We start from the raw sequence: 15,082 nt of genomic DNA on the forward strand, positions 1-15,082 counted from the left end.
GGTTGTTAAACAGCAAAAAGCGCCCGATTGGGCGCTTTTTTTCTTATCGGCGCAGCAGCAAACCGATAATCAAACCGGCGGTGGCGCCGATGCCGATGCCCTGCCACGGTTTTTCGTGAACATAGTCATCAGCACGGTAGGCAACGTTCTTCGCCTGGTAGTAATAGCTGTCCGAAGCGTTGCTGACGCGTGTTTTCACATCATGCAGCGCCTGCTCAGCTTTGGTTTTCAGCTCAATGTACTTCTGGTCAGCCGGATCGCCGGAGGACTTCAACATCTCTTCAAGCGTGTCCGTTAACAGGGTTAAATCGTCATCAAGACGGGCTTCATGCGGCTCATTAGGTGTAGTCATCTTTTCCTCCGTGTAGGTAACAGCTATCCCATTAACTATAGTCACTTTTTCCGTCTGTGCGACCGATCGGCTCCAGGAATGCGCTGAGAATGGCTTTCGCGTCTGGCGGGCCTGAATCGTACGCCAGCCGCGGCCTTCTAAAGCAAAGATATGTCAGCGCACCGGCAGAAGCGGGGAATTTTCTGCGCTTGTTTGATTTATCTGATAAATTTTCCCTGGACTGAATTTTTATTTCTGCGGACTGTCGTACCTCCCTGTAACCTGGCTAAACAGGTCTGTTTGGGGTGCACGAGCACGACAGTCACTACACTCGTTCAGCAAAGGAAAAGATTTCTGGCATGAATCGTAGAATGTTTATGAAAGCGTCGATGGCCTTCGCCACGGTCAGTGGGATGTCCGGCGTCTCCACGCTATTTTCGCAGTCGGCCTGGGCCGCTGATGGGATCGCTGACGGCAACGCGATGCGCTTCGACTTTGAATCGTTGAAAAAGAACGCTGGCGCGCTGGCGAAGCAACCCTGGGGCGGCGCGCCAGGTCCTCTGCCGGCAACGTTAGCGAATCTTACACCGCAGGCTTATAACGATATTCAGTACGATGCCAACCACTCATTGTGGAACAACATCCCCGATCGTCAGCTTGATGTGCAATTTTTCCACGTTGGCATGGGCTTCAAACGCCGCATCCGCATGTTCTCCGTGGATGCCGCCAGCCGCGAGGCGCGCGAAGTTCACTTCCGTCCTGAATTGTTTAATTACAATGACGCCAAAGTGGATACCAAACAGCTGGAAGGCAAAAACGATCTCGGCTTTGCCGGATTCCGTGCCTTTAAGAAACCGGAGCTGGCGCGTCGCGATATCGTCTCCTTCCTCGGTGCCAGCTATTTTCGCGCCGTCGATGACACCTATCAATATGGCCTGTCAGCACGCGGCGTGGCGGTAAACACCTTCAGCAACGGCCAGGAAGAGTTTCCGGACTTCACCGCCTTCTGGTTTGAAACGCCAGACGCTTCTGCTACCACCTTTGTGGTATATGCGCTGCTGGATGGCCCCAGCCTAACCGGTGCCTATAAGTTCACCATTGAGTGCGAAGCGGAGCGGGTGGTGATGACAATCGAGAATCATCTCTTTGCACGCAAGGATATCGGTCAGCTCGGTATCGCACCGATGACCAGCATGTTCAGCTGCGGCACCAACGAGCGTCGGATGTGCAACACCTACCATCCGCAGATTCACGACTCCGATCGTCTGGCGATGTGGACCGGTAAAGGTGAGTGGATTGCCCGGCCGCTGAACAACCCGCAGCGCTTGCAGTTCAATGCTTATGAAGATGAAAACCCGCGCGGATTTGGCCTGTTGCAGCTCGATCACGACTTCAAAAATTATCAGGACGTGATCGGCTGGTATGATAAACGACCAAGCCTGTGGGTCGAGCCGGTCGGAAAGTGGGGCAAAGGCGCCATCAATCTGATGGAAATTCCTACCACCGGTGAAACGCTTGATAACGTGGTCTGCTTCTGGCAACCCGCGGAGCCAATTAAAGCGGGTAGCGAATTTAGCTTCCAGTACAAACTCTACTGGAGCGGATTACCGCCGGTTCGCAGTGGTCTGGCGCGCGTGGATGCCACGCGCACCGGTATCGGTGGCTTCCCGGAAGGCTGGGCGCCGGGTGAACACTTCCCGGATACCTGGTGCCGCCGTTTCTCCATTGATTTCATTGGTGGCGATCTCAAGGCCGCCGCGCCGAAAGGCATTGAGCCGGTGATTACCGTCTCTGCGGGCACCATCAAGCAGGTGGAGATTCTCTACGTTGAGCCGATCAACGGCTATCGCATCCTGTTTGACTGGTATCCGAACAGTGATGCCATTACGCCGGTTGAGATGCGTCTGTTCCTGCGCACCAAAGAGGAAACGCTGAGTGAAACCTGGCTTTACCAGTATTTCCCACCGGCGCCCGATCAGCGTAAGTATGTTGATGACCGGCAGATGACGCCGGGATAAACGAATAACGGGCGAGAAATCGCCCGTTTTTTTATGCGTGCGACGGCCCGCGCTGCATGCTGATATGCGGAATACCATCTTCAGAATAGACATCGCCATACGGCGTAAAGCCGAGCTGCTGATAAAACCCCTGCAAATGCGCCTGCGCTGAAAGATATTGCTGATGCTCCGGCCAGTGATGCTCACAGCTGCTTAGCGCTTGCTGCATCAGCGCAACACCAAGCCGCAGCCCGCGCGCTTCGTCCGACACAACCACGCGACCAATCGCTACCGGGCTCTGGGCATCGGCTGGCGCCAGAATGCGCGCGCATGCCAGCACGCGCTGCTGGTGCAACGCCAACACATGGCGGTTGTCGCCGACCAGGTCCAATCCATCCAAATCCAGATAGGGACACTGTTGCTCCACCACAAACACCTGCGAGCGCAGCGCCAGCATGCTGTACAGCGTGGTGGTATCCAGTTCATGGTGCGCATAATCACGCCATTCGATCTCCATCATGACAACTCCTGTTATTTCTCTGCGACAGAAATGAAAAAATCAGGCCCGGGAGCCTGATCTTTTTTAGCCTTGCTATGAGATTACATCAGCGGTTGGGCAAGCTGAACCAGCCTGATAAGCGGCTGTGGATAGACACCCAACAGCAGCACCAGAATTGCTGAAATCAGCACCACGACGCCACCGGCGGTAAACGCCCAGTTTGCTGGCGTATCGCGGGTGTGCATTTCCGGCGGGCTGAGGTAGAGGCTCACGGTCACGCGCAGATAGTAATAGAGGCCAATGGCGCTCCCTGCTACCACCGCACCGGTCAGCCACCACAGTTGGCCGCTGACGCTCGAAGCGATGACGTAGAACTTACCGATAAAGCCCAGCGTCATTGGAATACCTGCCAGCGACAGCATCATTACCGTCATCACCGCGGAGAGGATCGGGCGATGCCAGAACAGACCACGGTAAGAGAACAACGAATCGGCATCAGAACCGCGGTACGGGCTGGACATCAAACTGACCACGCCAAACGCGCCGAGGCTGCTGAACAGATAACCGGCCAGATAGACCCCGGCGGTTTCCAGCGCCAGCTGTTGGCTTTGCACTACGATCAGCGCCACCAGCAGATAACCGAGATGAGCGATAGAAGAGTAACCCAGCAGACGCTTGATGTTGCTCTGCGAAATCGCCATCAGGTTACCGAATAGAATGGAAACAAAGGCGATAACGGCCAGCACGGTACGTACTGCTTCGCTGTCGGTAACCGGTGCGTACATGAACAGACGCATGATTACGCCAAAGATAGCGATCTTGCTGGCGGTGGCGAGGAAGGTGGAAACCGGTGCAGGCGCACCCTGATAGACATCTGGTGTCCACAAGTGGAAAGGCACCAGCGACAGCTTAAAGCCAAGACCGATGATCATCATGCCAAGACCGATCAGCAGCAGCGGCTCACGCAGCATATCGTCGCTGAGGTGCTGTCCCAGCGCCACAAAGCTCAGATTGCCGGAGTCAGCGTAGATCAGGGCGATACCAAACAGCAGGAACGACGAGGCAGCAGCTGAAAGAATGGTGTATTTCAGCGCGGCTTCCAGCGAACGTTTCTGACGGAAAGCATAACCAATCAGACCAAACAACGGCAGCGACAGCAGTTCCACACCGATAAACAATGCGGCAAGGTGGTTGGCACTCGCCAGCACGATCCCGCCCAGCGCGGCAATCAGCACCAGCAGATAGAACTCATCCTTGTTATCCGGAAAGCCAGCCAGCCACGGATAGGCAAAGGTGCAGGTCGCCAGGCTGGCTAACATCACCAAACCGGTATAGAACATCGAATAGCCATCGACGCGCAGCAGTGGCGTCACGTCCATCGGGCCAGCGTGACCAACAAACCATAGCGAAAGCAGAGCCAGGTTGAGGCCAACGACCGTCAGCGTTGCGTTAACAAAATGGTTGCGTCGCCACGCAATGGACAGCATCACAACCACCACCGTCAATCCGACGATCAACAGCGGTAGCAACGCGATCAATTGTTGAGGAGTTATTGTCATGGCGAATTACGGCCTTGTAGTTGAAATTGAAGCGGTAAACCACTGCTGAATGTTGCTCATTGCAGCGTGTGAGGTGTCGAGAAGCGGTTGCGGATAAACGCCAACCAGCACCAGCAGCACCACCAGAACCATAATCATAATGAACTCACGCGGAGTCATGCTTTTCAGCGGCTCCTGCGATGTTGGCGCACCGTAATAGGCACGTTGCATCATGATCAGGGAGTAAACAGAGGCAAACACCAGCCCAAACGTCGCGATGATGATAATGGTCGGCACTACCTGGAAGCTGCCGGTCAGAATCATGAATTCACCAACGAAGTTACCGGTCCCCGGCATGCCCAGGTTCGCCACGGCAAAAAACAGTGACAGGCCCGGAATCCATTTGATGCGCGCCCACAAGCCGCCCATTTTACGCATATCGCGAGTATGCAGACGCTCATACAGCTGACCACACAGAATAAACAGCGCGGCGGCAGAGAGGCCGTGCGCAATCATCTGAATCACCGCGCCCTGGAAGGCCAGCTGGCTGCCGGTATAAATGGCGATCAGCACGAAACCCATGTGGGAGATCGAGGTGTAAGCGATCAGACGTTTGATATCGGTCTGTGAGAACGCCATCCATGCGCCGTAGAAGATGCCGATAATGCCCAGCCACATGGCGATAGGGGCAAACTCTGCCGAGGCGTTTGGAAACAGCGGCAGGCTGAAACGCAGCAGGCCGTAGGCGGCCGTTTTCAGCAGGATGCCGGCAAGGTCAACTGAACCCGCCGTTGGCGCCTGACTGTGCGCATCGGGTAACCAGCCGTGCAATGGTACAACCGGCATTTTCACCGCAAAAGCGATGAAGAAGCCCAGCATCAACACATACTCAACCGTTTTGGACATCGGTGTGTTCAACAACAGCTCATAGTTGAACGTCCAGACGCCGGTGGCGTTGTAGTGCACAAACACCAGACCGAGAATAGCGATCAGCATTACCAGGCCGCTTGCCTGGGTGTAGATGAAGAACTTGGTCGCGGCGGTGATACGCGTTTTTCCGTCGGCGGCTTTGTGTCCCCACAGCGCGATCAGGAAGTACATCGGGACCAGCATCATCTCCCAGAAGAAGAAGAACAGGAACATATCGATGGCAAGGAACACGCCAATCACACCGCCGAGGATCCACATCAGGTTAAGGTGGAAAAAGCCCTGATATTTCTCGATTTCATTCCACGAACAGAGCACGGCCATCAGACCGAGCAGCCCGGTAAGCACCACCATCAATAAGGAAAGACCATCGAGTGCCAGATGGAATTCAATGCCGAAGCGCGGAATCCAGGGTACGGAAAATTCAGATGCCCATTGTGGAAGACCTGACGCCTGCGTTAATGCGTAGTTCCCCTGCAACCAGAGCTGAAGGCCCAGCGCCAGCGTCAACCCCATTGTAATGAGTGCAATCCAGCGCGGTAATTTTGCGCCCATGCGTTCGGCCAGCCAGCAGAGTAAGCCGCCGACGAAGGGGATTATGATTAGCCAAGGTAATAACACGGCGTTTAGTTCCCTTTTTTAACCTTGCTATGCCTATTCCGGCGAGTTACTTGCTCCGTCAGAGCCTTCTGCCTGGCGCAGGTGGCGCACATCGGCTGAGGGCAGTCACGGTGGCAAATTGCCAGCGCGGAATGCGCATTCTTCAGGTAATTTTTAACATTCTTAGTTAAGAGCGGGAGAACGAACTCTCCCACCCCACTCACTTGCTTTTACACCACCAGCATCAGCGCCAGCACGACCACGGCACCAATGCTCATCGACGCGACGTACCAACGGAGATATCCATTTTCACTGACCACCAGTCCCTTGTTTGCCAGTCTGGAAAACAGCGCTGGCAGGTTCATCAATGCGTTAAATGGATCGCTTTTCAGCAGCCAGGCGATACCAAGATAAGGTTTCACAAAGATCTTATCGTACAGCCAGTCAAAGCCCCAGGCAGCAAACCACCACGTTGAGAAGAAGCGGCCCGGTGCGCTGTTAGCAATGTTGTTAACCAGCGTACGTTTACCTAACCACAGCGCGGCGGCGATCAAAATACCGACCACAGCAACCACGCCAGAGGCGATCTCAAGGGCAACTTTGCCCGCTTCTCCAGCATCACTCTCTGGCAACACGGTCGACAGCGGTGGCGTAATGAGTGCGCCAACAAAGGTAGACAGGATCAGCAGGACGATCAGTGGCAGATGGTGAGTGATCCCTTTACCTGCATGCGCATGGATCTTCTCTTCGCCATGGAACACGATGAAAATCATACGGAAGGTATAGATCGAGGTAAGGAATGCGCCCACCAGGCCGGCTACCATCAGGTTCATATGGCCGTTAGTCAGCGCACCGAACAAGATTTCATCTTTACTGTAGAAGCCAGCTGTAATGATCGGCAAGGCTGACAGAGCAGCGCCCCCCACCAGGAAACAGATATAAACAAGTGGAATGCTTTTACGCAGGCCGCCCATTTTGAAAATATTCTGCTCATGATGACAGGCAAGAATGACCGAGCCTGAGGAGAGGAACAGCAGCGCTTTAAAGAAAGCGTGCGTCATCAGATGGAAAATGGCGGCATCCCATGCCTGCACACCCAGCGCCAGGAACATGTAGCCAATCTGGCTCATGGTCGAGTAAGCCAATACGCGTTTGATGTCGGTCTGTACCAGCGCGGCGAAACCCGCCAACACCAGCGTAACCGCACCAACAATGCCTACCAGATGCAGCACTTCCGGCGTCAGCAGGAACAGGCCGTGCGAACGCGCAATCAGATAAACACCGGCGGTCACCATGGTGGCAGCGTGAATCAGCGCAGAGACTGGCGTTGGGCCAGCCATCGCATCGGCCAGCCAGGTTTGCAACGGCAGCTGGGCTGATTTACCGACGGCGCCGCCAAGCAGCATCAGCGTTGCCCATTGCAGCATGTGATTGTCAGCGGCGAAGTGCGCCGGTGCCAGCTCTGCCATTTCACGGAAGTTCAGCGTACCCAGCTCGTTGTAGAGAATAAACAACGCGAATGCCAGAAACACATCACCAACACGCGTGATGATAAACGCCTTCATGGCCGCTTTGCCGTTATCCGGATTGGTATAGTAGAAACCGATCAGCAGATAAGAGCACAGGCCCACCCCTTCCCAGCCGAGATACATCAGCATCAGGTTGTCGGCCAGTACCAGAATCACCATGCTGGCGATAAACAGGTTGGTATAGGCGAAGAAGCGCGAGTAGCCCTCTTCACCGCGCATATACCAGGAGGCGAACATGTGGATGAAAAAGCCAACGCCGGTCACCACGGAGAGCATTGTCAGCGATAAACCATCCAGCGTCAGATTGACGTCGATGTTGAAGTTGCCAACGTGCATCCAGGTCCAGAGCGCCTGCGTATAGGCTTGCTGACCATGATTAAAGAAATCAAAGCCCACAAATGCCGTGGTAGCCGCAGCCAGACCAACCGATCCCATACCAATAGTGGCTGACAGATTTTCTGACCAGCGACCACGTGAAAACGCCAGCAGCAGGAAGCCGATCAGCGGAAATAAAACGGTTAAGTAGAGAAAGTTCATCCGCGCATCTCGCTTACTGTGTCAATGTTAAGCGTCTGACGACGACGATAGAGCTGTAATAACAGCGCCAGGCCGATACTCGCTTCTGCAGCTGCCAGACTGATCGCCAGGATGTACATAACCTGTCCATCAGCCTGTCCCCAGTAGCTGCCTGCCACCACCAGCGCCAGCGCTGCGGCATTGATCATGATTTCCAGACCAATCAGCATAAACAGCAGGTTACGGCGCAAAACCAGCGACGTTAGCCCGAGAACGAACAGAACCGCCGCCAGGATTAGACCATGTTGCAGAGGGATCATGCGTGCTCCTCCTTTTCAACTTTGACGTCAGCCGGGCGATTGCTCAGCACTTCGCCATGACGATCTTCACGTCCAATGTGGAACGCCACCACTAAACCTGCCAGCAGCAGCATCGAAGCCAACTCAACCGCAAGAACATAAGGACCAAACAGGCTGATGCCGACGGCCTTGGCATCGATAACCGTGCCATCAATGCCCTGATCGTTAGCCGTGAGAATGGCGTAAACCATCACCACCAACAGCAATAACGAGGCGATGCCCGGACCGATCCACATGGCTGGCTTCAACCATTCACGCTCCTGCTCTTCCGTTGATTTGCCCAAGTTGAGCATCATCACAACGAAGACGAACAGCACCATAATGGCGCCAGCGTAAACGATGATCTCAAGAGCGCCGGCAAAATAAGCACCCAGCGAAAAGAACACGCCCGCCACCGCCAGTAGCGAAATGATCAAATACAACAGGGCGTGCACCGGATTGGTATGCGTAATCACCCGTAACGTGGTGAGAATCGCAACCAGCCCGCAAAAATAAAACGCAAATTCCATGCCTGGCTCCTTAAGGTAATAAACCTTTGACGTCGATGGGTTTGGCTTCGTTTTCAGCGTCGCCCTTATCTTTGCCGTCGATCGCCATGCCCGCCATACGATAAAAGTTATATTCCGGATATTTACCCGGCCCTGAAATTAACAGGTCTTCTTTCTCGTATACCAGATCCTGACGTTTGAACTCACCGAGTTCAAAATCAGGGGTGAGCTGGATAGCGGTAGTGGGACAGGCTTCCTCACACATGCCACAGAAAATGCAACGTGAGAAGTTAATGCGGAAGAACTCCGGATACCAACGGCCATCCTGGGTTTCCGCCTTTTGCAGCGAAATACACCCTACCGGACAGGCTACTGCGCACAGGTTGCAGGCAACACAACGCTCAGCACCATCGGGATCGCGGGTCAACACAATACGGCCACGGTAACGTGGCGGCAGATATACCGGCTCTTCCGGATACATCATGGTTTCGCGTTTGGCGAAGGCATGCATGCCAATCATCCAGATACTGCGAACGGTGGTGCCGAAACCAACGACGATATCTTTTAATGTCATCTCGTAAACCCCTTACTGCGCGTTGTAGAGAATCACTGCGGCGGTCGCCAGCAGGTTCAATAAGGTCAACGGCAGACAAACTTTCCAGCCGAACAACATCACCTGGTCATAACGCGGGCGCGGTAACGCGGCGCGAATCAGAATGAACATCATCATGAAAAATGCGGTTTTCACTGCAAACCAGATGAAAGGTGGTAACCATGGACCGTGCCAGCCGCCGAAAAACAGCGTTACCATCAGCGCGGAAACGGTGGTTATCGCCACATATTCACCCACAAAGAACAGACCGAATTTCATACCGGCATATTCAATGTGATAACCATCGGCCAGTTCCTGCTCCGCTTCCGGCTGGTCAAACGGATGGCGGTGACACACCGCTACGCCCGCAATACAGAAGGTCACGAAACCGAAGAATTGCGGAATGATGTTCCACAGATGCTGCTGGCTGTTAACGATCTCATTCATATTGAATGAGCCCGCCTGCGCCACCACGCCCATCAGCGAAAGACCCAAAAACACTTCGTAGCTCAGGGTTTGCGCAGAGGCGCGCATCGCACCGAGCAGAGCGTATTTGTTGTTACTCGACCAGCCTGCAAACAGCACCGCATAGACAGCCAGACCGGCCATCATCAGGAAGAAGAGCAGACCGATATTCAGGTCTGTCACCATCCACGTTGGCGAAACCGGTACGATAACAAAGGCCAATAACAGCGAGACGAAGGCGATAACCGGTGCCAACGTAAAAATAGCCCGGTCGGTAAAAGGTGGCACCCAGTCCTCTTTAAAGAACATTTTGAGCATATCTGCCACCAATTGCAGCGAGCCGCCCCAACCTACCCGGTTTGGTCCGTAGCGGTTCTGGAACAAGCCGAGCAGACGACGCTCGGCAAAGCTCATAAATGCGCCACACACTACAACCACTAACAGAATAATGACCGCTTTTACCACGCCCCAAATGACATCAATAACATCCGGTGTCAGCCAGTTCATTGTACCGCCTCCCGCAGTTGATCAATGTTAGCGCCGACGAGGAATGGCGGAATGCCCGGCATGCCTAACGGCAAACCAATCTGCCCCGCCTGCAACGCATTGGAAAGTGAAACCGGTAAGCGCAGCGTTTCGCCGGAGCAGGTCAGTTCCAGCGATGTGCCGGCATTGACGCCCAGTTTTGCCGCATCGGCCGGATTAACAAATACGCAGGCCGGCAGCATGCGCTGCTGAATCACTGGCGCACGCTGGCTCATCTCTTCGCTACCGAACAGACGGTAATAAGGCGCTACGCGCCAGCTTGCTTCGGTGCTGACAAAAGCAGCCGGCACTTCTGCAAACCACGCCAGTTGACCCGCAGAGGCTTCAAACAGTCGTACGCCCGGATCGCCGTTACGCAGTTTGCCGCCCACTTCATCCTGGAATTTATTCCACGCCTGCGGTGAGTTCCAGCCTGGTGCCCAGGCAAACGGAATCTGCGAACGCGGTGCCGATGGTTGGTTGTTCCCTTCCATTGAGAAGGCAAACATGGTGTCCTGATCCTGCGGCTGACGCGGTTCATGCACGCTGATGTTGGCACGCGCTGCGGTACGACCACTGGAACGATGTGGTGAACGTGCCAGCTTCTGTCCGCGAATACGGAAAGAGGCATCAGGTGCGGCTTCTTTAATCGCCCGCAACTGTGGCAGTGCGACAACCACGGCATCAATCACATGATCAAGCTGCGTCCAGTCAACGTGGCGATTTTCCACCGTGCTGCGCAGAGAGTGCAGCCAGCGCCAGCTTTCCAGCATATCAATGCTGTTATCGTAATAAGCGGGATCGTAGACCTGGAAGTAACGCTGAGCGCGGCCCTCAAGGTTGATCAGCGTGCCATCACTCTCAGCAAAACTGGCGGCAGAAAGAATGAGCCCGGCTTTTTCCAGCGTGGCGGTGCGTTGATGATCTACCACAATCACGTTTTCTGCGTTGTTCAGTGCGGCATCAACCTGCGCTTTTGGCGCATGACGATAAAGATCGTTTTCCAACACGATCACCGCCTGCGCGTCGCCGCTGGTCAATGATTCCAGCGCGCTGTCCAGCGTATTGCCGCCCATCAGGCCGAGGCCCATGCTGTTTGCCGCTGAGGCCAGCAGCGTGATCCCGACATCGGCTCCGCGCGCTTTAAGTGCTTTTGCCACGTTGGCTGCGGCGGCGATCATCGCTTCGCTACCGGAATGGGTACCGGAAATGATTAGGGGTTTTTTCGCACCGCTCAGCGCCTGCACCACTACATCAAGCTTGCCTTTCAGCGTGGTATCAAAATCACTGACCGCTGGCGCGCTGCTGTCGATGGCGTTAGCGATCGCAAAGCCTAAACGTGCCTGATCGTCGACCGGCGCGCGATAGCTCCAGGCAGCAATATCATCCAGCCGCGTTTCGTCAACGTTGGTGACAAACAGCGGATGTTTCGCATGCTGGCCAATGTTTAAAATGGCAGCGATTTGCCAGTCAGCCACTTTTTGTGCGGCTGCCATTTCACGGGCCTTGCCTTTTACCGCCTGACGAACAGAAAGTGCCACGCGCGCGCCGGTTTGGGTCAAATCTTCACCCAGTACCAACACCGCATCATAGCTCTCAATTTCGCGCAGTGAAGGCGTATGGATGCCGCCTTCCTGCAGAACTTTGAGCATCAGTTCGACGCGAGCCTGTTCGCCTGCTGGCATGCCGGTTGAGAAGTTTTCAGCACCTACCAGCTCACGTAAAGCAAAGTTGCTTTCGATGCTGGCACGCGGAGAACCGATACCGATAATTTTATGCGTCTGGCGTAACACGTCCGCTGCAGCTTCCATCGCCTGGCTTGCATTCAACGCAATCCAGTCGCTACCGCGACGCTGCATCGGATGACGAGGGCGGTCTTTCAGGTTGACATAACCGTAGCCGAAGCGGCCACGATCGCAGAGGAAGTAATGGTTTACGCTACCGTTATAGCGGTTTTCGATACGGCGTAGTTCACCGTAGCGCTCGCCAGGGCTGGTGTTACAGCCAACGCTGCACTGCTGACAGATGCTTGGTGCAAACTGCATATCCCACTTACGGTTGTAACGTTCCGAGTGAGTTTTATCGGTGAAGACGCCAGTTGGGCAAATTTCCACCAGGTTGCCGGAGAATTCGCTTTCCAGCGTGCCATCTTCCGGACGACCAAAGTAGACGTTATCATGCGCGCCATAAACGCCCAGATCTTTGCCATCAGCATAATCTTTGTAATAGCGTACGCAGCGGTAGCAGGCGATACAGCGGTTCATTTCATGCGAAATGAACGGCCCCAAATCCTGATTGCGGTGGGTACGTTTAGTAAAGCGATAGCGTCGGAAGCTATGGCCCGTCATTACCGTCATATCCTGCAGATGGCAGTTACCGCCCTCTTCACAGACTGGACAGTCATGCGGATGGTTGGTCATCAGCCATTCCACCACGCTTTCACGAAACTCTTTCGCTTCACCATCATCAATTGAGATGAAGGTGCCGTCTGAGGCTGGCGTCATGCACGACATAACCAGGCGACCGCGGGTATCTTCGGCGTTTTGATATTGCTTTACCGCGCACTGGCGGCAGGCACCGACGCTACCCAGCGCCGGGTGCCAGCAAAAATAAGGAATATCAAGTCCCAGCGAGAGACAAGCCTGCAACAGGTTGTCTGCGCCATCCACTTCATATTCTTTACCGTCTACATGGATTGTAGCCATAGTGAACATGCTTCCGTAAGGCTCGTCAGCGACAAGCGTTAAACAATAATTCTTTTTCCCTTCTTCTCTTCAGCGGCCGCTATTACTGCGGCATCGCGGAGAAAAGTAAGGTCAACCGGCGTAAGCCAGTTTGAATCCCGGTAGCGGTGGCTTACCAGCGCGTATTCAGCAGATTAGGCTGAATACCTGCAATGGCACGCGTGTTGCCAAACACCTGCGGCGCGATGCCCGCTTCAAACTCTTCGCGGAAATATTTGATTGCGCTCTGTAATGGCTCAACGGCACCCGGCGCATGCGCACAGAAGGTTTTGCCCGGACCGAGCTGGCGGCAGAGCTGTAACAGGGTCTCAATATCACCAGGCTGGCCTTTGCCCTGCTCAAGCGCGCGCAGAATTTTCACGCTCCACGGCAGGCCGTCGCGGCAAGGCGTACACCAGCCGCAAGATTCACGGGAAAAGAACTCTTCCAGATTGCGCACCAGAGACACCATGTTGATCTCATGATCGACCGCCATCGCCAGCGCGGTACCAAGACGGCTACCCGCTTTACCGATACTGCCAAATTCCATCGGCAGATCGAGGTGCTGTTCGGTCAGGAAATCGGTACCCGCTCCGCCCGGCTGCCAGGCTTTGAACTTAAAGCCATCACGCATGCCACCGGCATAATCTTCAAGGATCTCACGCGCGGTGATACCAAAAGGCAGTTCCCAAACGCCCGGATTTTTTACCCGGCCGGAGAAGCCCATCATTTTGGTGCCGGCATCTTCACTGGAAGAAATGCCTTTGTACCAGTCAACGCCGTTGGCGATGATGGCTGGCACGTTGGACAGCGTTTCAACGTTGTTAACGCAGGTCGGCTTACCCCATGCACCAGCAGAGGCAGGGAATGGCGGCTTGGAGCGCGGGTTGGCGCGACGACCTTCCAGCGAGTTGATCAGCGCAGTCTCTTCGCCACAGATGTAGCGACCCGCGCCGGTATGCACAATCAGCTCAAAATCGAAGCCGCTGCCGAGGATATTTTTACCCAGCAGACCGGCTTCCGTTGCCTCAGCAATTGCACGGCGCAGATTAACCGCCGCTTCGATGTACTCGCCACGTAAGAAGATATAGCCGCGATAGGCTTTCAAAGCGAAAGCGCCAATCAGCATGCCTTCCACCAGCTGGTGCGGTAACTGCTCCATCAGCAGACGGTCTTTATAAGTGCCAGGCTCCATTTCATCCGCGTTACACAGCAGGTAACGGATGTTCATGGACTCATCTTTCGGCATCAGGCTCCACTTGAGGCCCGTTGAGAATCCCGCGCCGCCACGACCTTTCAGGCCGGAATCTTTTATCTGCGACACGATCTCATCAGGTGCCATAGCAGTTAGCGCTTTTTCCGCGGCGGCATAACCGTTTTTACTGCGATATTCGTCCAGAAACACCGGCTGTTTATCGTCGCGCAAACGCCAGGTTAAAGGATGCGTTTCTGCAGTACGAATGATCTGTTTAATTGTCATTGATACTGCTCCAGTAACGTCGCAATGGATTCAGGCGTCAAGTGCACATGCGTATCCTCATCTACCATCATGGTCGGGCCTTTATCACAGTTGCCGAGGCAACAGGTAGGCAGCAACGTAAAGCGACCATCCGCAGTGGTTTGACCCGGCTTGATGCTGAGATTAGTTTCCAGCGCGGCCTGTATGCCCTGATAACCGGTGATGTGGCACACCACGCTGTCGCAGTAACGAATAACGTGACGGCCAACCGGCTGACGAAAAATTTGGCTGTAGAACGTGGCCACGCCTTCAACGTCACTGGCGGGAATATCCAGCACTTCAGCAATAGCGTGAATGGCGCCGTCCGGCACCCATCCGCGCTGCTTTTGCACAATTTTCAACGCTTCGATTGAGGCGGCGCGCGCATCTTCGTAATGATGCTTTTCATGCTCAATGGCATCACGTTCAGCAGCGCTCAACACAAAGCCAGCGGTTGGGTCGATCGTTTCGATCGCAATTTTTTGATCGTGCATA

13 protein-coding genes are annotated in these 15,082 nt (G+C 54.6%); 1 reads left to right on the plus strand and 12 read right to left on the minus strand.

What is annotated here, in order from left to right:
* Window positions 1–43: 43 nt before the first annotated feature.
* Window positions 44–352, minus strand: a complete 309-nt coding sequence (gene elaB / locus EM595_RS12255) for a stress response protein ElaB (protein ID WP_067432392.1) — start codon at window positions 350–352, stop codon at window positions 44–46.
* 338 nt (window positions 353–690) lie between these two features.
* Between elaB and EM595_RS12260 the strand changes: the two genes are divergently transcribed.
* A complete protein-coding gene (locus EM595_RS12260; protein ID WP_067432395.1) occupies window positions 691–2,349 on the plus strand; it encodes a glucan biosynthesis protein D in 1,659 nt (552 codons plus the stop codon).
* Between the two features lie 31 nt (window positions 2,350–2,380).
* On the opposite strand, the gene EM595_RS12265 is transcribed toward EM595_RS12260, so the two are convergent.
* From EM595_RS12265 to nuoE, 11 genes are all read right to left on the minus strand, one after another.
* Window positions 2,381–2,845 (minus strand): GNAT family N-acetyltransferase, encoded by a 465-nt coding sequence (locus EM595_RS12265; protein WP_067435446.1) that lies wholly within the window; start codon window positions 2,843–2,845, stop codon window positions 2,381–2,383.
* An 83-nt stretch (window positions 2,846–2,928) separates the two neighbouring features.
* On the minus strand, window positions 2,929–4,386 hold the full coding sequence (gene nuoN, locus EM595_RS12270) for an NADH-quinone oxidoreductase subunit NuoN (protein ID WP_067432398.1): 1,458 nt from the start codon (window positions 4,384–4,386) through the stop codon (window positions 2,929–2,931).
* A 6-nt stretch (window positions 4,387–4,392) separates the two neighbouring features.
* Window positions 4,393–5,913: an NADH-quinone oxidoreductase subunit M gene (nuoM, locus tag EM595_RS12275; protein WP_067432400.1), complete on the minus strand. Its 1,521-nt coding sequence runs from the start codon at window positions 5,911–5,913 to the stop codon at window positions 4,393–4,395.
* A 209-nt stretch (window positions 5,914–6,122) separates the two neighbouring features.
* Complete coding sequence (gene nuoL / locus EM595_RS12280; protein ID WP_067432403.1) at window positions 6,123–7,958, minus strand: NADH-quinone oxidoreductase subunit L; 1,836 nt, start codon at window positions 7,956–7,958, stop codon at window positions 6,123–6,125.
* On the minus strand, window positions 7,955–8,257 hold the full coding sequence (nuoK, locus tag EM595_RS12285) for an NADH-quinone oxidoreductase subunit NuoK (protein WP_013509877.1): 303 nt from the start codon (window positions 8,255–8,257) through the stop codon (window positions 7,955–7,957). Before nuoK ends, nuoL begins: the two co-directional genes overlap by 4 nt.
* On the minus strand, window positions 8,254–8,805 hold the full coding sequence (nuoJ, locus tag EM595_RS12290) for an NADH-quinone oxidoreductase subunit J (protein WP_067432406.1): 552 nt from the start codon (window positions 8,803–8,805) through the stop codon (window positions 8,254–8,256). The genes nuoK and nuoJ overlap by 4 nt, the downstream gene beginning before the upstream one ends.
* 10 nt (window positions 8,806–8,815) lie before the next feature.
* A complete protein-coding gene (gene nuoI / locus EM595_RS12295; protein ID WP_067432410.1) occupies window positions 8,816–9,358 on the minus strand; it encodes an NADH-quinone oxidoreductase subunit NuoI in 543 nt (180 codons plus the stop codon).
* A gap of 12 nt (window positions 9,359–9,370) precedes the next feature.
* Window positions 9,371–10,348: an NADH-quinone oxidoreductase subunit NuoH gene (gene nuoH / locus EM595_RS12300; protein ID WP_067432414.1), complete on the minus strand. Its 978-nt coding sequence runs from the start codon at window positions 10,346–10,348 to the stop codon at window positions 9,371–9,373.
* Window positions 10,345–13,071, minus strand: coding sequence for an NADH-quinone oxidoreductase subunit NuoG (gene nuoG, locus EM595_RS12305; RefSeq protein WP_067432417.1), 2,727 nt, complete (start codon window positions 13,069–13,071; stop codon window positions 10,345–10,347). Before nuoG ends, nuoH begins: the two co-directional genes overlap by 4 nt.
* A 151-nt stretch (window positions 13,072–13,222) precedes the next feature.
* A complete protein-coding gene (gene nuoF, locus EM595_RS12310) occupies window positions 13,223–14,563 on the minus strand; it encodes an NADH-quinone oxidoreductase subunit NuoF (protein ID WP_157883923.1) in 1,341 nt (446 codons plus the stop codon).
* A gap of 2 nt (window positions 14,564–14,565) precedes the next feature.
* Window positions 14,566–15,081, minus strand: coding sequence for an NADH-quinone oxidoreductase subunit NuoE (gene nuoE, locus EM595_RS12315; protein ID WP_067432423.1), 516 nt, complete (start codon window positions 15,079–15,081; stop codon window positions 14,566–14,568).
* Window position 15,082: the final 1 nt, after the last annotated feature.

Origin of the sequence: Duffyella gerundensis (assembly GCF_001517405.1) — a bacterium.
GTDB lineage: Bacteria > Pseudomonadota > Gammaproteobacteria > Enterobacterales > Enterobacteriaceae > Duffyella > Duffyella gerundensis.

What these genes read in the sequence shown, in the direction of transcription:
- nuoL (WP_067432403.1), bottom strand. Translation starts at nt 7,958, where the DNA reads ATGAACTTTCTCTACTTAACCGTTTTATTTCCGCTGATCGGCTTCCTG.
- nuoG (WP_067432417.1), bottom strand. Translation starts at nt 13,071, where the DNA reads ATGGCTACAATCCATGTAGACGGTAAAGAATATGAAGTGGATGGCGCA.
- elaB (WP_067432392.1), bottom strand. Translation starts at nt 352, where the DNA reads ATGACTACACCTAATGAGCCGCATGAAGCCCGTCTTGATGACGATTTA.
- nuoK (WP_013509877.1), bottom strand. Translation starts at nt 8,257, where the DNA reads ATGATCCCTCTGCAACATGGTCTAATCCTGGCGGCGGTTCTGTTCGTT.
- nuoI (WP_067432410.1), bottom strand. Translation starts at nt 9,358, where the DNA reads ATGACATTAAAAGATATCGTCGTTGGTTTCGGCACCACCGTTCGCAGT.
- nuoE (WP_067432423.1), bottom strand. Translation starts at nt 15,081, where the DNA reads ATGCACGATCAAAAAATTGCGATCGAAACGATCGACCCAACCGCTGGC.
- EM595_RS12265 (WP_067435446.1), bottom strand. Translation starts at nt 2,845, where the DNA reads ATGGAGATCGAATGGCGTGATTATGCGCACCATGAACTGGATACCACC.
- nuoN (WP_067432398.1), bottom strand. Translation starts at nt 4,386, where the DNA reads ATGACAATAACTCCTCAACAATTGATCGCGTTGCTACCGCTGTTGATC.
- nuoH (WP_067432414.1), bottom strand. Translation starts at nt 10,348, where the DNA reads ATGAACTGGCTGACACCGGATGTTATTGATGTCATTTGGGGCGTGGTA.
- EM595_RS12260 (WP_067432395.1), top strand. Translation starts at nt 691, where the DNA reads ATGAATCGTAGAATGTTTATGAAAGCGTCGATGGCCTTCGCCACGGTC.
- nuoJ (WP_067432406.1), bottom strand. Translation starts at nt 8,805, where the DNA reads ATGGAATTTGCGTTTTATTTTTGCGGGCTGGTTGCGATTCTCACCACG.